This is a genomic window from Paenibacillus sp. J22FR83, from assembly GCF_059691955.1.
Map to the genome: position 1 here is coordinate 70150 of NZ_JCAUAM010000021.1, position 19322 is coordinate 89471.

Annotated in this window: 14 protein-coding genes; 5 read left to right on the plus strand and 9 right to left on the minus strand. The window is 46.0% G+C overall.

Annotation, left to right across the window (positions count from 1 at the left end):
* Positions 1-95 precede the first annotated feature (95 nt).
* From AC58PV_RS29505 to AC58PV_RS29520, 4 genes are all read right to left on the minus strand, one after another.
* A complete protein-coding gene (locus tag AC58PV_RS29505) occupies positions 96-1652 on the minus strand; it encodes a DUF3502 domain-containing protein (protein ID WP_497436381.1) in 1557 nt (518 codons plus the stop codon).
* A gap of 44 nt (positions 1653-1696) precedes the next feature.
* The gene (locus AC58PV_RS29510) at positions 1697-2587 is read right to left on the minus strand and encodes a carbohydrate ABC transporter permease (RefSeq protein ID WP_497436383.1); all 891 of its coding nucleotides are present in this window, start codon (positions 2585-2587) and stop codon (positions 1697-1699) included.
* A 10-nt stretch (positions 2588-2597) separates the two neighbouring features.
* Positions 2598-3524, minus strand: a complete 927-nt coding sequence (locus AC58PV_RS29515; protein ID WP_497436384.1) for an ABC transporter permease — start codon at positions 3522-3524, stop codon at positions 2598-2600.
* Between the two features lie 237 nt (positions 3525-3761).
* Positions 3762-5018: a carbon-nitrogen hydrolase family protein gene (locus AC58PV_RS29520; protein WP_497436385.1), complete on the minus strand. Its 1257-nt coding sequence runs from the start codon at positions 5016-5018 to the stop codon at positions 3762-3764.
* Between the two features lie 229 nt (positions 5019-5247).
* On the opposite strand from AC58PV_RS29520, the gene AC58PV_RS29525 reads away from it, so the two are divergent.
* From AC58PV_RS29525 to AC58PV_RS29535, 3 genes are all read left to right on the plus strand, one after another.
* Positions 5248-6804: a hypothetical protein gene (locus AC58PV_RS29525; RefSeq protein WP_497436387.1), complete on the plus strand. Its 1557-nt coding sequence runs from the start codon at positions 5248-5250 to the stop codon at positions 6802-6804.
* Positions 6801-9764: a DEAD/DEAH box helicase gene (locus AC58PV_RS29530; protein ID WP_497436388.1), complete on the plus strand. Its 2964-nt coding sequence runs from the start codon at positions 6801-6803 to the stop codon at positions 9762-9764. The genes AC58PV_RS29525 and AC58PV_RS29530 overlap by 4 nt, the downstream gene beginning before the upstream one ends.
* A gap of 357 nt (positions 9765-10121) precedes the next feature.
* Entirely contained in the window at positions 10122-11579 is a 1458-nt protein-coding gene (locus AC58PV_RS29535) for a stalk domain-containing protein (protein ID WP_497436389.1), read from the plus strand.
* A gap of 50 nt (positions 11580-11629) precedes the next feature.
* On the opposite strand, the gene AC58PV_RS29540 is transcribed toward AC58PV_RS29535, so the two are convergent.
* Positions 11630-13129 carry an MDR family MFS transporter gene (locus AC58PV_RS29540; RefSeq protein WP_497436390.1) on the minus strand — a complete coding sequence of 500 codons (1500 nt, stop codon included), beginning with the start codon at positions 13127-13129 and terminating at the stop codon, positions 11630-11632.
* A 144-nt stretch (positions 13130-13273) separates the two neighbouring features.
* Between AC58PV_RS29540 and AC58PV_RS29545 the strand changes: the two genes are divergently transcribed.
* Both AC58PV_RS29545 and AC58PV_RS29550 read left to right on the plus strand, forming a co-directional pair.
* Positions 13274-13939 (plus strand): TetR/AcrR family transcriptional regulator, encoded by a 666-nt coding sequence (locus AC58PV_RS29545; protein ID WP_497436392.1) that lies wholly within the window; start codon positions 13274-13276, stop codon positions 13937-13939.
* Between the two features lie 3 nt (positions 13940-13942).
* Complete coding sequence (locus AC58PV_RS29550) at positions 13943-14782, plus strand: helix-turn-helix domain-containing protein (protein WP_497436393.1); 840 nt, start codon at positions 13943-13945, stop codon at positions 14780-14782.
* A gap of 367 nt (positions 14783-15149) precedes the next feature.
* Here the strand turns inward: AC58PV_RS29550 and AC58PV_RS29555 are convergent, their stop codons facing one another.
* The 4 genes from AC58PV_RS29555 to AC58PV_RS29570 form a co-directional block, all read right to left on the minus strand.
* Complete coding sequence (locus tag AC58PV_RS29555) at positions 15150-16577, minus strand: HEAT repeat domain-containing protein (protein ID WP_497436394.1); 1428 nt, start codon at positions 16575-16577, stop codon at positions 15150-15152.
* A gap of 157 nt (positions 16578-16734) precedes the next feature.
* Positions 16735-17379: a PAQR family membrane homeostasis protein TrhA gene (gene trhA, locus AC58PV_RS29560; RefSeq protein WP_497436395.1), complete on the minus strand. Its 645-nt coding sequence runs from the start codon at positions 17377-17379 to the stop codon at positions 16735-16737.
* An 83-nt stretch (positions 17380-17462) separates the two neighbouring features.
* Positions 17463-18089, minus strand: a complete 627-nt coding sequence (locus AC58PV_RS29565; protein WP_497436397.1) for a glycerol-3-phosphate acyltransferase — start codon at positions 18087-18089, stop codon at positions 17463-17465.
* Entirely contained in the window at positions 18086-19180 is a 1095-nt protein-coding gene (locus AC58PV_RS29570) for a glycosyltransferase (protein WP_497436398.1), read from the minus strand. Before AC58PV_RS29570 ends, AC58PV_RS29565 begins: the two co-directional genes overlap by 4 nt.
* Between the last annotated feature and the right edge of the window lie 142 nt (positions 19181-19322).

The window sequence follows — 19322 nt, forward strand, 5'->3', positions numbered from 1 at the left end:
CTCCTTGGACCTGATTGGAAAAGCATACCATATATTACCTCTAAAGGCTCTTGCATAGCGTCAACTGCCAAAGCCTTTAGAGGTATTAATAGGAATTATTTATTTTTCAAATATTCATTGATTTGCGTTTGCGCGACTTCCATGTATTTCTCAACGCCGGCCTTCTTCAAGTTCTCTTTGTAAACTTTAATCCCGTCATCCACATCATCAATGAAACCCATATAAAGCGGTCCGGCATACTGTGCAAACAAATTGCTCAGATTGGTGCTTACATCATTGATCTCCTTGGTGTTCAGGGCAAAATCGACCAGAGGGTTCGCTTTATAGCGTTTTTTGGCATCATCAGTTAGAGCGGCATAGTTGGGAAATGATCCATCAAACACTTTGGTATAGGCTTCATTCGTCCAGCCCCATGTGCCAGCCGCATTCGGCGGATATTTATTATCGATAGGAAACTTAATAACTCCTTTGTCATCGACTGTATAATGAGTACCCTTCAATCCGTATTGTGTTAGCATATTGTAGGATTCATTGTATCGCAGCAAATCCAGCAGCATGAGCGCTCTTTCTGCATTTTCGGATTTCGCGCCAATTGCCATACCTCCTGCCATATAGGAGTATCGATCAATGGAGCCTTTAGTAAAGGCTGGATAGACCTTTACATCCCATTCTGGATGGTTTTTGCTTACTTCATTGTAAATATTATTAGCACCCGGAATACTTGAGATTAACGCTGCATTCTTGCCGTTCTTGAAAGAATCATTGAGCCCGACCGTGTTAGAAAGTGCATTCTTCGACCAGTAACCGTTATCTTTCCATTGCTTCATTTTCTTCAAAAATTGCGTAGTTTCCGGTAAATCGAAGGTATACTGGAGCTTTAAGGAGGCATCGTTTTTATTGATAGCAATAGGGCTCGTACAGTTCGGAGCTCCAGGCGCCATCAAATCATTATTTCCGAAGTAAAGAGAGCATAGCATCCAAGCATCATTTTTCCCCATATTAAAAGGGATCATGTTTTTTTCATTTTTAGCCACCGCATCGAGATAGACGCCGAAATCATCCAACGACTTGATATCCGGTACGTTATACTTCTTCATCAGATCGCCTCTAACGACATACGTACTGTAATTAAAACTTGCTGCAAGCGTAGGCAACGCATACATTTTGCCACCCACGTAACCGCCCGCAACCTTATCTTTCGCTTCTTTGGCTGAGATAGGAGCATAGGTGCTCAACATGGCAGGAGTGATTTCCTTGAAAGCGCCTCTACGGGCGTTATCAGCAAAATTCATATAATTGGCTGCGAAAATCAGATCAAATTTCTCACCGGAAGATAACATCAAGTTATACGCATCGTTGGATAGAAAATTGATTTTGACCGTTGCATTGATGTCCTTAAGGGTTAACTTGTTCAATTCCTCGTGGATGAGCTTGGCATCAGGTGTACCATCCGATGGTAAGTACATACTGAGTTCAACTTTTTTGGAAATATCGACCCCTGGAGCAGTTGCAGCCGTGCTTTTAGCTTCTGGAGTAGGGCTCGTTGAACTTTCTGTTTGGCTCCCCGTATCCTTGGAACATCCGATTGCAATCATCGATACTGCCAGAATAGATACTAGCACATTAACCATCCTTGACCACTTTCTGTGCATGTCATTTCCCCCTATATTGTATTGATAACTGGAAGATTCCAGCGTTATCCTTTCACTGCGCCTACCGTCATTCCTTTAACGAAGTACTTCTGGATAAACGGATATACCAATATAATTGGCCCCGTTACGACTACCGTCATGGCCATCTTGAACGTTTCTGAGGGCATTTCAACAACAGGGATACCCGTTTTTTGCGCAACAATCTGTGCAGCCTGCATGGAGTTAAATACTTTATAGAGGTGATACTGTAACGGCATCATGTGCGGTTTCGTAATAAACAACATCGCTTGATACCAATCGTTCCAATACGTAAGGGCAATAAATAAGCCAATTGTAGACAAAGCGGGAAGAGACAACGGAAGATAAAGTCTAGAGAAAATGGTGAAATCTCCGGCACCGTCTATTTTGGCAGATTCACCTATGCTATCAGGGATTGTTGTAAAAAAAGTTCTCATAATAATGATGTGAAACACCGCTAACAGATGCGGAAGAAGCAGCGCCAAATAGTTGTTTTTCATCCCTAAACTAATCATGATGAGATACCACGGGACTAAGCCCCCACTAAACAGGGTCGTGAAAAAGAAAAAGAAGGAGAATTTATTGCGGTATTTAAAATCTTTGCGGTGAAGCACATACGACGTCATGGACGTTAGAAAGAGTCCTAGAACGGTACCTGCAATAACTAAACAAATCGTAACACCATAGGCACCTACGATGACCTCCGGCGTTTTCCAGATTAACTTATACGCTTCCAATGAGAACTCTTTCGGGAGGAGCCTATATCCATGCTCAAAAAGCGAAGAATCTTTCGTAATCGATCCCGACACCGTAAGAAGGAACGGAATGAGACATAATAATGATATAATTCCAATGAGTACATAGCCGATGATGTTGAAAAAGAGATCATCTTTTTTTATAATTTTGTTCCCTCTCATGAAACCACTCCTAAAATAAGGCATACTCTGGATTCACTTTCTTAATGAGGTAATTCAATGTCATTATGATAATGAATCCAACAGCAGATTGGTACAATCCTGCAGCCGCAGGCAATCCCAAATCCAACCCCTGCTGATTCAGTGCACGAAACACAAACGTATCAATCACGTCCGTCGTATTAAATAGCAATCCGTTATTACCAACTAGCTGATAAAACATATCCAAATTCCCTCTCAGAATACCACCGACTTGCAATAGAACCATGATGATAATCGTGACTCTCAAGAGAGGTAAAGTGATATAAGTAATTTTCTGAAAAATGTTGGCTCCGTCCAATTCAGCCGATTCATACAAATCAGGATTAATCCCCATAATGGCCGCTAGGTACACGATGCTGCCGTACCCGATAATTTTCCACAAATAAAATCCTACAATGATGAAGATCCATAAATAGGGCCTGCCGTACACATCGACCGATTCAATCCCCCATGCTTTCAGCAGCGTATTTAAACTACCGAACTCGTAGTTGAATATGCCATAGACAAAGGATCCAACCACAACCCAAGAAATAAAATAAGGTAAAAGCATCGTTGATTGCGTGATTTTCTTGAAAAGTTTTCCCTTCACTTCGGAGAAAAGGATAGCTACTCCCACCTGGAACACTACACCGACTACAATAAAGGCTAGATTGTAAAGAATCGTGTTTTTGGTAAGAAGCCAAGCCTGCCCGGATTGAAAGAAAAAAGTGAAATTTTTGAACCCGACCCATGGGCTAAACAAGATTCCTTTATCAAACTCAAAGTATTTAAAGGCAACAATGATCCCTCCCATCGGAAGATAACTGAAAATGAAAAAATAGATGACCGCAGGGGCTAACATAAGAAACAACATTTTGTTTTTCTTTACTTCCATTAAAAAGCCTGACGTTTTTTGCATGTAACAACCCCGTTTACATATTTAGTAGTGAGAAAAACTTCTATCGAAGTCCTTCTAGGATGAGCGACCGCGTTTTAAATGTAGTTTTTATCGCCAATAAGAATTTGTTCTTCCGAGTACCGGAAACTTATAAATTCTTATGTGGTCATCAAAGCCATAGCCCCACTATAACAGCGCTTTCATTACGTTGAAATCATGCAATCTTATAATGATGAGCGATATATTCTACTTTGCCATTTAATCTATTAAATAATTGTATGTATTCGGGCGCCGCTCCTGCTTAAACAAGATGCGAGCTTCGCCGCTTGCATTTCCTACAGACAGCCATGGCTGGTAATAAGACTCAGCAAGGTCGATTTCGCTAATCACTATGCCTTGTGTTTGTTCCGAAATTTCCGCAATAATTTGGCCTTGGGGATTGATGATTCTGCTTGGATTTTCTCCCCACATTCCAGCGACCACGACGTGAACCCCACAATCAATCGCTCGTGCAAGAGACTGAATTAAGGCATTTCCCTGCGTAGGTACGAATAGTATTTCCGCACCCTTCAGTGTTAGTATTCTTGCTACTTCAGGAAAGTAACAATCCCAGCAAATCATGATGCCGATTCGACCCAGGTCGGTATCAAATACCGGATACTCGCGTCCAGGCGTAACCCCCATCTCAGCTTCATCCAGAGGCACATGCGTTTTTCTGTATTTTCCTGCTACATGGCCTGCTCGATCTATCAAGAGCGCTGTATTATAAAGGACATCCCCATCCATTTCGAAAAAACTAGTAATGATGTAGTAGTCGAATTTTCTAGCGTAATCCGCAAGAAAATTCGTAAATGTGCCCGGTATCGACTCACCAAAGAGTCCGTAGCCCCTACCTTCACAACCTTGCTCATATACGCATTCGCTCAGACATACGACATCTGCACATTCTGCTCCAGCTTGCTCAAGAATGGTCCCCATCGCAGCTAAATTGTCATTCCTATTGCCGGAAAACTTGTTGATTAGCGTAGTTGCTGCCCTTATCTTTCTAGAACCTTCAGACGGTTTCTCAATAAAAGACGGCTTTCTCCAAACAATCGTACCACGCTTAGACCAACGGAAAGCAAGTTCCACCTCAACAGCCACTGCCCCTTCCGGCGCAATCATTGTTCTATGCAAATTCACCCACTGATCATCAAGCCTACTTGCTTGATCCAAATAGTCCCTTGTCAGTAATACCCCTTCTGAATTAGACCAGGTGAGCAAAACATAGCAGTTAAGCCCATTTAACTCTATCTCAGTTCCCCGATATTGGACGCTGATTTCATATGTCTTTCTGCCAGTTATCCCGGTAAGTTTACATATCCATTTTCCGTATTTCTCCAAAGTACCGTTGGCATGCATAACTAATACTGGCTCTTCACCCCATACGTCCCTTATAAACTCTGGAGCAAGTGCTTCATGTGGAGACCAGCTTATCCAATCCTTAGAATCGAACATTTGTATTCGATTAACCATCGTCGTTCTCCCTCCTTTCAACGATTCTGCTGATACTTGTAAAGTATAGCATCACATATATAAGGCGAAAATTATGTAAAGTTATAGTAATGAGCGATATCTTACACTTTTTGTGCAGTCCTCGTGATTGTGCCTATGCGTTAAATAAGCCTCCAATGAGACAAGTCGCTGTAAATATTTTATAATATAGGCATGATATCTTATCGTAAGATTCTAAAGGAGTTTACTTATGTCTTCTACACCCGTTATGAATGATGACCACTGGTCGAAATTACTCGAGTATGTGGCAGAAACGTATAGCGAAGTTACGCTAAGTCGAGGCTTTCATTTCTATAAGCAGCAAATGGTACTCTCCATGAATATTGCTACAGAGATTAGGAAGGTTCATGCTGTCGTGGAAGAGTTCGGGGAAAAGTGCCAAGTAGCGATTGACTTGAATCAATTGAAAGCTAGTTCCTGCACCTGCCCTGTTAAGACATCGTGCAAACATATAGCAGCAGCCTTCATGGAGCTGGCAGATCGCCAGGGCTATCCAGCCTCGCAAATTATGAATGCCAAGATGGCATTGAAACGCGTTGCTGCGCAATCTGCTAACGTATCAACCTTAGAGCAACTACCAGGGATGACGATAGAAGGCTGGCACAAGTTCATGGAGCATTACACGTATCATCTTAAACCTAACTATGATCAGTGGAATTTTGTTGAGTTACTGAGGGGGCAATTCGCAAATCTCAAGCGTACCCCCATTCCGTTCTCAGAAACGGATCAGTTTTATTTTGAGTTTCATCAGCAGCTATTCATTCTACGTAAAATCGTAGAGCAGAATGCGCAAGCTGGTGTTACCTTTTTTACTGCGTCGACCGTCTATCATTTGGTCGATGAATTGATGGAGTGGATCCAACCAGCGATTAGTCTCCTAAATGGACTCACTGATATGGAGCGACTCCAACAAACAACAGCCTATTTTCGGATGCAAATGTCGCTAGAATCACCTAAGAAACTGCACCATTTCAGTGTGTTCACAGCATTCTTAACCTCTCATCCAGTGCTAGAAGATAGCAAGTTGGCTTCGGAAATCGTTGCTTTCGAGGAAATGGAAGCGGCTGAACTTTCTTTTTCCCTATGTGCAGGACGAGCGTATCTATATCTTATGCATGGAAGGAAAGCTCTTTCCTGGGAAACGTTAGCCTCTCACGTTGCATTCAAGGAAGCCCCGACACTCCTGTTCAGGCCTTTCCTGGATGAATTGAAACAGACGCAGGATTGGCAAGAGATGATTCTGTGGTTGCGAAGAATGTGTTCATTTTATCGCGGCAAAAGACACCTCGAAATTGACGTCTATGTCTCCTATTGGAAGTTAGTTATCGCTGAACTGCCTGAAGCAGAGGCTGACATGTGGCAGTCGTTAGAAGAACTTTTGCCCACTACATATCGCATTATCGAAGATCTCTATTATGAGAAGCGACAATGGAAACGGTGGATTGAGATGCAAATTGCACAGGGTTATGACCCTTTTACACATCGAGTTAATGTACTTCAGCCTATTGAGAAGGAGTCGCCCGAACTACTCCTACCTTACTATCATCAAGCGGTAGAGCACTATATTCGCCTCAAAAACCGTCATGACTATAAAGCCGCTGTACGGCTATTGAAAAGATTGGAAAAGGTCTACAAAAAAATGAAGCAACCCGAACGATGGGAAGCGTTCTTCACACGATTCGTCAGTCGGTTTAGCAGACTGCGCGCATTGCAAGAAGAATTGAAGAAAGGGAAGCTGCTAGAATGAGCACCAAACTGCACGAAATGTCGTTATGCATGTCCCTATCGGATAGTGGCGATGCTCTGCTCTGGGGATTCAAAGATGGCCGAGATGTCTCGGGTGACCACTTTCGTAAGCTCTTATTCACGTGGCATGAGCCTTCGCTCTATGGCACTTTATTAGAAACTCAGCAAGCTGGAGAGCTCGTTGTGACAATTCTCCCAGCGGAGCAAGTACTAGGCTTCTTTGCGGAGCCGAATTTCATGGAGATTGTCAGTTGGGAGATGGGCACAGATGCTGCGAGTATGATGTTGCGTGTCGCTCCACTTCTCCATGATGCTGCTAAGAAAGGACTCTATGTACCTAGTTATGAGGACTTTCGTAATGGTCAATTAGTATGGACTTGGGATCGCAATGCGGATGAACTAGCAAATTTCGATTGGCACACGTTGGGGAGTGTGGATGACCTTGGCGAAGCCGGATTGCGAGCTGCTTTTTCAGCTGCAGTGGTAGAAGCTCATTATTCGAATGAATCGGCCTTGGCTGGTTTACGTCGAGATTATCCGGCTTTATTTACTGCGAATCGGAAAATGACTACCACGGACGATTCCCCAGCTGCTTTTACAGAAAATGAATGGCTCTCTGCTATGGGCTGGCGACCTGACTTAGCGCCTTTCCGCCCTGCTCTGCAATTACTTGAGCCTGATGAACTTGAAGAAGACTGGCGATTGAGACTCGTCCTGCAAGACAAGCAAGACAGCACCCTGCTCACCCCGATCCGACTACATGTGGATGGAACAGCATCAGGTCAATGGGCGTCCGAATGGACGCCTCATGTGGTGGAGCGAGCGCCAGGCTGGGTAACGCGCCTATTAGAAGCACTGCCCCGTATGGCTGATGACGGGGAACTGCTCGCTCATCCGATGAGCGATGACTCCGCTTGGACGTTCCTGACCAAGGACAGCCGCATCTTGCTGGAGGATGGCTGGAACGTCATGCTGCCAGCTTGGTGGGAAGCCGCAGCGAAGCGCAAGCCTCGCCTCAGCGCCAAAGTCGCTGCTGAAGCAGGCAGCGGCGCTGGCGGAGGCGGCAAGAGCGAGTCTTTGTTCGGCATGAGTTCACTCGTCAATTTCGATTGGCGGGTTGCCATTGGCGATTCCGAATTGAGCGAAGCAGAATTCAACAGCCTGCTTACACGGAACGAACGATTAGTTCGATTCCGAGGGCAATGGATCTATCTGGATCCAGCATTTCTGGATCAAATCCGCAGGTTGATGGATAGTATCGATCCAGCTGAGGGCTTGTCGCTGCAAGATATTTTCCAATTGCATTTGCTGAGTGAGTTAGAACGGGATAAGGTGAAATCTTCTTCCTGGGATGGAGAATCTCAGGAGGAGTTGGATTACGAAGAAGAAGCTCGCTTGCAGTTAGAAGTTGAACTGAACAGCCATTTGCTTAATTTAGTACGGCAGCTAGGACAACCTTCCGATCTAGAGATGATTCCCGTGCCGCAAGGGCTTCGCGCCGAGTTACGCGGATATCAGCACCAAGGGTTCACTTGGTTGACTTATCTGCGAAAGTTCGGCCTTGGTGCTTGCTTAGCAGATGATATGGGCCTTGGTAAAACCGTCCAATTCATCACGTATTTACTGCATCACAAACCGGTTTCTGAGCAGCCTGCACTACTGGTTTGCCCTACTTCTGTACTCGGTAACTGGCAGAAAGAACTTGCTCGTTTTGCGCCGGAACTTACGGTTATGCTGCACTACGGCAAAGGTCGTTTGAGCGGAGGAGCACTCGATGATGCCCTGCAAGGCGTTGACATTGTCCTTACTTCTTACACGACGGCACTCATGGATCAAGAAACGCTTCAGCCTTACACATGGAGTTCCCTCTGTTTGGATGAAGCTCAGAATATTAAGAATGCGCAAAACAAGCAATCCGCCGCCATCCGCTCCTTGAACGCGGTTCATCGCATCGCACTCACAGGTACGCCAATTGAGAATCGATTATCAGAGCTGTGGTCCATCTACGACTTCCTGAATCCAGGTTATCTCGGGAACCAGCGTGGGTTTCAAGTTCGCTTCGCGAATCCGATCGAGAAGCATCAAGATTCGGAGCGGACTGCGCAGCTGCAGCAGTTGGTGAAACCTTTTATGCTGCGCCGCAAAAAGAAAGATCCTGCTATCCAGCTCGATTTACCGGATAAGTTGGAAATGAAGGTTTACATCAACTTGACGGCCGAGCAAGGTGCAATGTACGAGCAGACCGTCAAGGATCTGATGGAGCGCATGAAGAAGCTCGAGGGTATGGAGCGCAAGGGCGCGATCCTTGGCGCTTTGACACAGCTGAAGCAGCTGTGCGATCATCCGATGCTGCTCACGAAGGAAGCTGAGCAGGCGGAGGACATGGCTCAGAGCGAGGAAAGCCGCGCTGAGTTGGTTCTGCGCTCCGCGAAGCTAGAGCGCTTGGTTGCGATGGTCGATGAGCTCCGCGACGAGGGCGATTCGTGCTTGATCTTCACGCAGTACGTGGGCATGGGCCGCATGCTCGCGAGCGTGCTCTCCGCGCAGCGCGGAGAGCCGGTGTTCTACCTCAACGGGAGCACGCCGAAGCAGGAGCGCGACCGCATGATTGAACGGTTCCAAGCCGCTGACGGCGAGGGACCGAGTATTTTCGTGCTGTCGCTTAAAGCCGGCGGCGTTGGGTTGAACTTGACCGCGGCGAATCATGTGTTCCACTTCGACCGCTGGTGGAATCCCGCGGTCGAGAACCAAGCGACCGACCGCGCCTATCGCATGGGCCAAACACGGAACGTGCAGGTCCACAAATTCATCTCGCTCGGCACACTGGAAGAGCGGATCGACGAGATGCTAGAGAGCAAAATGAGCCTCAGCGACAACGTCATTTCCTCCTCCGAAGGCTGGATTACCGAGCTGTCGAATGATGAACTGCAAGATTTGTTTACGCTGCGGAAATCTTGGTAATTAGCAGCGGATGTAGCTGTAATAAGGCCCGAATTGGGCCTTATTTACATTGCAGCGGCACGGAATCAAATAAGTATATGCCATACCGCTAATCTGCTAATCCCTCACCTTCTCTGCATTTAACGCGGCATCCTCGCTCCACACTCTAACCAAGCTACTCAAATAACGCTCCCCCACCACATACGCATTCGCTCACACACATTCGGAAAGCACCCACTAACAAGTTTAGGTCCTACCTTTCGGGTCATATTTCAATCTACCTACGTCTTAAACACACCTTCTCCTTCGAATGGTATACTAACCATATATATTTCATCATATTTCGACATTATTTATTGATAAAGGAGACATTACTTAATGCTTTATCCAAAGCTGATACTTCCTGCAACTGCCCTACTCCTAACCGCAGCACTTCTCACAGGCGTAGCATCACCAGCATCCGCAGCCTACTCTCCATCCGTTAACGCATCAACGAAACTTGTCTATGCTGCTGGCAAAAACTTCACTGTCAAAACGGTCACAGTTGACCTCACCGATCCAACACTTGAACTCGTTCCCGCTTTAGCGGATGGTGGTATCGGTCACGATGACGCCATGCAAGCCATTGTGGATCGCGAGAATGGCGTCGCGGCGATCAATGGGACTTTTTTCAACGCTTACGAGTCCGATCCGTATATCCGCTACCCCAACGGTACGTTGCTGGAGTCTGGTGAACCGATGCATTCTGGGGAAAATCAGACGCTTTTTCTGAACAAAGATAAGGTGCCTGACATCCAGTTCGTCAATCTCGATATGGCCATTCGCACCAGCGAAGGCGGCGGTACCTACACGATTAATCCATGGGGGATTAACAAATATTACGGAGACACGAGCACCGACCAGATTGTCTGGTATACGCCGGATTTTGGGCGTTGGATCGGTTTCCCCAATGGTACTAAAGTCGTGATCATCGATGGACTTGTCACACGGATTACGCAGGATTCCGTAGCGGTTCCGGATGATGGTTATGTGTTATTCGTCGGCAATAGCGCCAACAATAAGCAGAACGTACTAACCAAACTCGACGTAGGTGACAGAATCACGAAGGATATCTTGGCAAAAGGTGAAGGCGGAAGCAACCTCGACGCCAAAACCTGGCTATCTGCGATCGGTGTAGGACCAAAGCTCGTAACCAATGGTTCCTCCGATATCAATGTGAGTAGAGACGGCTTTACAGATCCCAAAGTCACACAGTCTTCCGCGGCTAGAAGCTTCGTTGGAGTCGACAGCGCCAATCGTCTTGTCATGGGCACCATACCTAGTGCCACATTGTCTGAGCTTGCTGCGATTTCGATTGCTCTTGGGCTCACAGAAGCGATGAATATGGATGGCGGCGCAAGCTCCGGTCTTTATGCCAACGGTACGATGATGACGTATCCTGGACGCAAGCTTAGCAATGTACTCCTCGTCCGCAAGCTGGATAAGCCGAAAGTACAAATTGAGATTAACGGACAATATATCTCGGACTTTACAGGCTTTATTGATAAAGAAACGACTGTCGTCCCGATACGTCCCTTCATCACCGCCATGAACGCCAAGTTTACTTGGGACGCACCAACACGTACAGCCACAATTACGAATGCTGGCGTTACTTTGAAATTGCAAGACGGAAGTTCTGTCGCTACCGTGAACGGCAAGTCCGTTGCTGTACCTGTCCCCTTGCAAATCATGAGCGACAGCCGGATGTATGTCCCGCTTCGCCTCGTTGCTGAGTCGCTCAAAAGTACAGTCACGTGGAATAGCAAGCTCTACCGCGCATCAGTGAAACTTCCTTAAACATAAGAAAAGGCAGCCCCAAGTTTACCTTGAGGGCTGCCTTCTGATTATTAGTGCAAACCTTCTAATGCAACGTCCGCTCTTCCTTCGGCATGAGCTTCTGTCTTGCCGCGGCGTAGGAAGAGTCCAAGAACGACGCCACACAGCGCGATAATCATCATACATGTGAATGTGTATCCGAATGCATCAGGAGCAACGGATAGCATCGATTTCTGCATATCCGCAGGTGAACTTACAGGAAGCTTCTGCTCGGTGATCAATGTTGTCACACGTGAAGTCAGAATAGTCACGACGATCGCAACACCAAAGGAGCTAATTACTTGCTGCATCGCACTTGTCAACGAAGTTACGCGGCTGACAAGATCTTGCGGAGCTTTTTTGATCAAATGGGAGTTAATCGGCATCATCATGAGTCCCATACCTGCCCCAGCCATAGCTAGTGGTAGAATAAGATCCGTTCTTTGCGTGTTCATATCCAAATGAGAATACTGGAAAATTGCCCCGGAAACCAAAGTAAGACCGATAACAACTAACCAGCGAATGCCGATTCTATCAAATAAATAACCGCCAATTGGCATCATAAGTGCAGACGCAATCGCTTGTGGGAACAGGGTTAACCCCGTATCAAAAGCACCGTAACCACGGGCTTGCTGCAGGAATTGTGGGAGAAGGAAAATCGCCCCAAACATACAGAATTGAATTACCCATTGAATGAAAATACTAAAGGAAAAATCAAATGATTTGAAGACGCGCAGTTCAAGTAATGGAATTTTAGTTTTGAGTTCAACGATAACGAAAGCAATCAAAGCTAGGGCACCCACGATGATACCACCAAGAGCTTTATCGGATGTCCACCCTGAAGCACCTTGTGAAATACCATAAGATAGCGATGCGAAAGCAATCGGCCCCAAGATCATTCCTGGTAGGTCGAAACCAGCCACTTTTTTACGTGCTACAACAGGCAATTTCCACAATCCAAAAATAAAACTAAAAATACCGACAGGCAAATTAATTAGGAAAATCCAGTGCCAGGAGTGGTATTCCACTAACCAACCTGAAAGAATCGGCCCAATTGCTGGCGCTAATAAAATAGGTACACCAAGCATACCCATGACTTGCCCGATTTTGTTCGGCGGACTCAGTCTGTATACATAAGCCATAGCGACTGGCATCACGAAGCCCCCGCCTAAACCTTGCAGAATGCGGAAGAAGATCAACATCTCAGCCGAATTTGGCGTTGCGCATAAAAGGGATGCAATGGTAAATAGAAGTACAGATGTAAGGAAAACATTTTTAGCTCCAAAACGGTCAGATAACCAACCCGCTAATGGAATTACGGCAGCAGATGCAAGCATATAGCCTGTTACCGCCCATTGAATCGTAGGTAGATCTGTTTTAAAGTCAACCACTAACTTCGACAATGCAACGTTCATTGCTGTCGTGTCGAGGATAACCATGAATATGCCTGTAATAATTGCGATTAACGGCACCAGAATGCTCGTAATCTTAAATTCCGGCTCCGTTCCACCGGACACAGCACTTTGACTCATTCCTAACTCCTCCTTAGACAATTTCTGTCTTTACGTGTTACAATATTTAGAGGACAATTGTCCGCTACCCCATATTACGGACAATTGTCCGCAAAGTCAAATATTTTTTTTATGGACGATCTCTTTACCAGGAGGAAGCAAAATATGAAACATCCAGATGAACATCACCTAGAAATCTGTGCACTCGCAAAAGATGTCGTCAATGATGCCGTTACCCCGAACAGTCGCCGCGGAGAACGGGATACGGAGTATCGTCGTCGCATCCTTTCTGCTGCTCGCATGCTATTGGAAACGAACGATATAGAATCGGTTACGATGCATCAAATTGCTAAGGAATCCGGCGTTGGTCAAGGAACCCTATACCGCCGCTATACCCATATTGGGGATGTGTGCAGCGATTTAATCAAATCCACCACAACTCGTTTTATTGATATGCTTGAGGACAAATACACCAACATAAATCCAATTGAATCAGGACTGGATCAACTATCTGCTTGTATCCATGATGTCATTGATTTCGTCGACGAGAATGTCGCGCTTCTCTCCATTATCTCTTCTATGCATGGGGAGAAACGGCACTACAGCATTCACAAAAAGCCGTTCTTTATCAGACTTCGCAATATTCTAGCTCCACTCATTCAACATGCCATTCAAAGTAACGAGATCAAAGACCTAGATATCACCTTGACGGTCAATACACTACTCATTTCCGTGTTTCCGGAGCAATATTTGTATCATAAAGATGCATTAGGCTATACGAAGCAGCAGTTTACTGAAGGCATTTGTCGACTATTCGTAAAAGGAATCTAACTTATGAAATCAGATATGAATCCGAGTCAGCGAACTTTCTGGAAGAAATATATGGCCAAAGCAAGAATCGATGTCGACTTGGCGGCTTATACCAAAGTACCGAGAAGCTGGAACGATGAGATCCCTGCTTGCCCTGTTAATCGGCTTTATTTTATAACGGAGGGCGAAGGTTTTGTTAAAATAGGTGATAACACTTACTATCCGCGTCCTGGTGAGCTCTATTTATTACCTGCGGGTAGTGACCAAGCTTATGGCACGATTAGTGAGAATACCTTCGGCAAGTATTGGTGCCATTTCACTGCGAAAATCGGTGATCTGGATCTCTTTCAGATTCTGCATACCAGCCCATCGATTGTGGTCAAAGACACATTAGCCCTTGGTCAAACGTTCGAAAACTTAATTGCACATCGTTGGAGTGATGCCTTATCAGCTGAATTTCGCGTAACAGGCATCCTCCATGAACTCATCGCAGATTTCATAGATGCCAGCGCTGCCGTGAAACTGAATTTAGCTACCACCCCTACCCATGAGAAAATGAATGTTGTGCTGCGCTACATGGAACAGCATATGGCAGACCAGGTTTCGATCGAAACGCTGGCCCAGCTCGCCCATTATCATCCGAATTATTTCATCAATGCGTTCAAACAATTCACGGGATACTCCCCGATTCAATATATGAACCACTTGCGCTCGGAGAAAGCCAAAGATCTGCTCCTGACAACGGAGCTGAATGTCTCCCAAATTGCCGATTCATTCGGCATGGAATTATCGTATTTCTCCCGAATGTTCAAGGAACAAACGGGATTCAAACCCACGGCATTTCGTGATTTGCGGCCGCGCTGAGTTATCGAGGCGGTCGCAAGTAACTGCTCCTACTCCTGCTCCTGCACCCACTCCCGTTCCTCCACCGCGCCAACATTAACTGTAAAATAGGTAGTTATTTTCTTATAAAACAAGCTAAATAGCGAAATAGATGGAAAACCTCCATCTATTTTCGGGTTATTTGCCCTTTTCGGCTGAAACTGTCAAGAATAGCTGTATGTTTTCCATTTATTTCATTTCAACCGCTGTTTTGGAGCAAATTAACTGTATGTTTTCCATCTATTGGTTACAAATGGGGGACTACACAGTCAGCGATGAAGCCACCAGATACCAATCGCCAAACGAAAGAAGCAGCCCCCGTCGATGGGAGCTGCTTCCGGATAAAACCTTAAGGATAAAACGCATTCTTCGCAGTCGTCGTTGGGCACCAACGCGCGTTAAGCAGGAACTTAATGAGTGTGTCCTTCGCTCGTTCGGTACCTACATAGCGTAAGGATTCCGCCGCATGTGCACGCACGTAGCGGTTCTCGTCATCGAGCGCGATTTCCAATTGTGGAATCGCTGCTTCTGCATGGGCCCCTAGACGGGACAGCGCCAAGCTGGACATGAACCGCACCTGAGCGCTTTCATCCTGCAGCGCATTCCCAAGACATGCCACCACTTGATCGTGGCCAGTTTCCATAAGACCCAGGGCATCTACAACAGCACAGCGGATTTCCTCCGAAGGATGCCCCATCAAGTTAACTAGCGCTGGTACTGCTTTGCTAGTGTGTCCTCTCATTTCACCGAGTGCGAACACGGCATGCGCGATGATTTCCTCTGCATTTGCAGCTTCGTTATCCTCTGTTGCCAGCGTTGCAATCAATCCGCTTTCCGCGCCATTCCCCGCTACAGCTAAGCCGTAAGCTGCAAGTCGCGACACATTGGTTTGCTCGCTATGAAGGGCATGAAGCAATGCTTCCACACCACTGGGTCCACTAGCTGCGAGCTCATAAGCCGCATTAATGGCATCAGGTTCCAAACTACTTAGTCCCGCTGCCAACTCCTTGATCCGTTGCGGATCAGAAGTAAGCGTATTTGCAATGCTGCCAACTTGTCCTGACAACCAATTCCACGTTTCTTCCCACATCAGATCGTGCTCACCCATTGGCAGTTGCAGCCCCTCTGGTTTGCGCCACCCGATCTCTTGATTATTCCAGCTTGGCGATTGTGGCAGTTCAGTCCGCATAAATTCAAACTTCAACATGTAACGAGCTTGCCCTAATACATTCGGAGTGGAACGGTGCCAAATATCATAATGAATCAGTGCAAACGTCCCGGCATCCCCGCTCGCCAACACTTCTCCCTCTGGCTCATTCCCTTCAAAAGTACGTGATTCATAATTTTGCGTACCTGGCAATATGCCAGTCGGCCCTAACTCCACAGGCGTATCCTGTGGGAAATACATAATCATTGCCCATTGCGGGTGATGATTGCGCATCCTTTTATAACCCCAATAGCTATCTTTATGCCAGCCGCCAGCTACACTCGAGGCATTATAATGCCCATGGCGATGCGCATGCATCATGTAATTAGGCCCAAGCACACTGGTCAATGCGCCAGTCACCACCGGATGGTCAAACACTTTGCGCAGCTCACGAATGCGAGGTAAAAGATTGTTGCCTGGATTGCCTTCTTCGGTATACACCGTATTCAATTGCTCGACTAAACTTTCATGAAATTCACGTGAAAAATCTGTTTTAAGAATTAGACAACCATTCGTAATAAACAATCTCATTTGCTCATCAGTCAATAATAAAGGTGTGTTGCTTTGCATTGTCTCTGCCTCCTTGGCATGGAAGGAATGTGTGACTCATGCTTTTATTATATGAATGATGATTCGAACATTAAATAAACAATCTTAATCCGTACTAGCACAAAATTAAGGTATTATTATCCTCCTCACGGGCTATTTTAAACGCATTATTCCTCATTTATAAAATCGCAGGCATCACATAACAATAGACAGCTATAAAGTGGCAGGTACTTCCCGCCAGAACAAATAGGTGCCAGATCGTGTGATGATAGCGCAATTTGCGCCAGAGAAAAAAAGGAACTCCTCCGATGTAGCTCATCAACCCAACCTCTAGCCAAACAAAAGCAGTATGCGGTAACCGCACATAAAGTGGCATAATAAATAGCATCATGAAGGCTCCCATGCCCAAGTACATCAGCAGCCCCCAAGGCATAAAACGCCCAATAATGACATGAACATACCTTACTCCGCCGAAAGCTAATGCCCATATAACAATGAGCAGCTCAATTGCAACCCGACTATGCCATGTGATGAGCAGAAACGGTGTATACGAACCCGCCATAGCAATGAAAATTGCTGCGTGATCCAGCATCTCGAAGCGTTTCCCCCACTTAGGTGAGCGTACCACATGCAACAGCGTCGAGGACACATAGAGTAGGCAAAAGGATACTCCGAACACCACGTTGCTCGCCGTATACAGCCAATCTTCAAATAGCACTGACCGCTGCAAGAGCAGAATAAGCCCATAAACGCTTAAACACACGCCAATGCCGTGGCTAACTGCGTTTAAGCGTTCTTCTTTCCGTGCAAGTTGATCCTCCATGAGGTAAGACACTCCCTCGTTTTTTGTACTAGTTTTTCCCATGGAGGAGGTACCTATGTATGGATCTTCTTATCACGTACTTTTCAAGGCAGAGTTCCCTCTTGTTCCCTCTTCTTTTTGCGCAACCAGGCAGCCAATTCTTTCTGATGTTTGAACATAATGAGCAGCGTATTCCCTACCCAAATCCACAATAACACTGCCGCCGTATCCCTCACATACAGATAAACTCCCAAAAGAAGCATTCCGATCACCACCTGTTGACCGTCCACTTCCGATGAAACCGGCTTCCATTTATGAATCACCTTTATCCCACCTAGCATCACTGCCAAAATAACTGCCAACGCAAGTGACACTTCAAATTGTGTCAAGCCACTCCAAACACCGAACGTAACAGCGATGGCTTTGCCCCCTTTTCCACGTAAAAATGGCGAAAACGCATGCCCGAAAATCGGCGCTAACGCAATTGGGATGAGGCCATATCCCGACACTCCGCCAACTTTTACCGCCAATAGAATGATGAGGTATCCTTTGATGAAATCGAGCAAAACACCTGCAAGGCCCAGCCGATATCCCGCCGCTTTCCATAAATTGAGGGCACCTGGATTGCCGTCCCCCACGGTTTTTAGATTTTTCCGAGCTAACCGACCTAACCAGTAACTAAACATGAGCGCACCCGATACAAAAGCACCTATCGTCCAAACGATAATCATTGCTCTCGCCTGCTTCCTACTTTGACGTGCCGCCCTTTCCAGGCCACATGCCCTAGAAATACGACCTGATACATCGAGTACAGCATGACAATAATGAAAAACAACGTCGACACTGCGTGTATAACGGGTGTAACAATGCCGAAAATACCAACGTATTTTACAAAATAAAAGAGCTGTGCCATGTACAAAAGGTAACCGATTAGTAGCGGAATACCCCAGGATGTTGTTAGGAAAAAGGGGAATGCTGCTGAGAGTACCAGCCCAATCGCCCATATTGCAGTAAGCGTAAGGGTACCTGCTTTGAGTTTAGACGTACCTAGGACAGCGCCTTTGCCGAAGCCTTGGATCTGACTTTTGAGACCCTGCGGATACATGCGAAAAGAAACCAGCCCATAGCCGATAAAATTATTTACCGGTATACCTGCCCTTGCATAGGTCGCGCCGAGATTTAGATCGTCCAGCATTTCCGATTTGATGCCTTCATGGCCTTTAATCGATTCGTAATCTTCCCTAGTCGTTACAATACAAGAGCCGTAGAGGCCTTTCTGATTATTTTTCTTCTCAAAAGGAGACGTAAACGCAAATACACCGAGCACATTAAAGATGAGCGCTAGTCTCTCTCTTAGATTCTCCGTGTAATGGTAGGGCACAATTGACAATACGCCACCGAGTTTATTCCGCGCTTTTACCAAACATTCTAAGGCTCGCGGTGCAAATCGAATATCCGCATCCAGGAAGGCAATCAGATCACCAGTTGCTTTGGAATAGCCGTTCCAAACGGCCCAATTTTTGCCCGTCCACCCGTCAGGCAGCTTAGGATTGGAGACCACGGTAACACCGTAATTTTCAGCTATTTCCTTCGTCTGATCATCCGAAAAATCATCCACTACAATGACTTCGTAGGGTTCCAAGGTTTGAATTTTCAGGGCATGCAGAAGGTGAGGAAGATTATCCGCTTCATTCCTAGCCGGAATTATAATGGATAACTTAACTTCATTCAGCGCTTGATCGGTGTTGCGGGGTATCACTTGTCTTCTGAAGATCATGAAGCCAGACAGACACCCTAGGACACATATGACTAGTAACGCCATTCTTGGAATTCCTCCTTCACATCCGTTGCTAACGGGGCAGTGCGAAACGCTAATCAATCCGGGAATACAGGCTATATAGATGTATATGAAAGATCAATCGCTTCTCATGCGAACAATTCACTTGGTATGTTATAATATTGCT

Coding starts and splice junctions, on each gene's coding strand:
- AC58PV_RS29505 (WP_497436381.1), bottom strand. CDS start 1,652: ATGCACAGAAAGTGGTCAAGGATGGTTAATGTGCTAGTATCTATTCTG.
- AC58PV_RS29510 (WP_497436383.1), bottom strand. CDS start 2,587: ATGAGAGGGAACAAAATTATAAAAAAAGATGATCTCTTTTTCAACATC.
- AC58PV_RS29515 (WP_497436384.1), bottom strand. CDS start 3,524: ATGCAAAAAACGTCAGGCTTTTTAATGGAAGTAAAGAAAAACAAAATG.
- AC58PV_RS29520 (WP_497436385.1), bottom strand. CDS start 5,018: ATGGTTAATCGAATACAAATGTTCGATTCTAAGGATTGGATAAGCTGG.
- AC58PV_RS29525 (WP_497436387.1), top strand. CDS start 5,248: ATGTCTTCTACACCCGTTATGAATGATGACCACTGGTCGAAATTACTC.
- AC58PV_RS29530 (WP_497436388.1), top strand. CDS start 6,801: ATGAGCACCAAACTGCACGAAATGTCGTTATGCATGTCCCTATCGGAT.
- AC58PV_RS29535 (WP_497436389.1), top strand. CDS start 10,122: ATGCTTTATCCAAAGCTGATACTTCCTGCAACTGCCCTACTCCTAACC.
- AC58PV_RS29540 (WP_497436390.1), bottom strand. CDS start 13,129: ATGAGTCAAAGTGCTGTGTCCGGTGGAACGGAGCCGGAATTTAAGATT.
- AC58PV_RS29545 (WP_497436392.1), top strand. CDS start 13,274: ATGAAACATCCAGATGAACATCACCTAGAAATCTGTGCACTCGCAAAA.
- AC58PV_RS29550 (WP_497436393.1), top strand. CDS start 13,943: ATGAAATCAGATATGAATCCGAGTCAGCGAACTTTCTGGAAGAAATAT.
- AC58PV_RS29555 (WP_497436394.1), bottom strand. CDS start 16,577: ATGCAAAGCAACACACCTTTATTATTGACTGATGAGCAAATGAGATTG.
- trhA (WP_497436395.1), bottom strand. CDS start 17,379: ATGGAGGATCAACTTGCACGGAAAGAAGAACGCTTAAACGCAGTTAGC.
- AC58PV_RS29565 (WP_497436397.1), bottom strand. CDS start 18,089: ATGATTATCGTTTGGACGATAGGTGCTTTTGTATCGGGTGCGCTCATG.
- AC58PV_RS29570 (WP_497436398.1), bottom strand. CDS start 19,180: ATGGCGTTACTAGTCATATGTGTCCTAGGGTGTCTGTCTGGCTTCATG.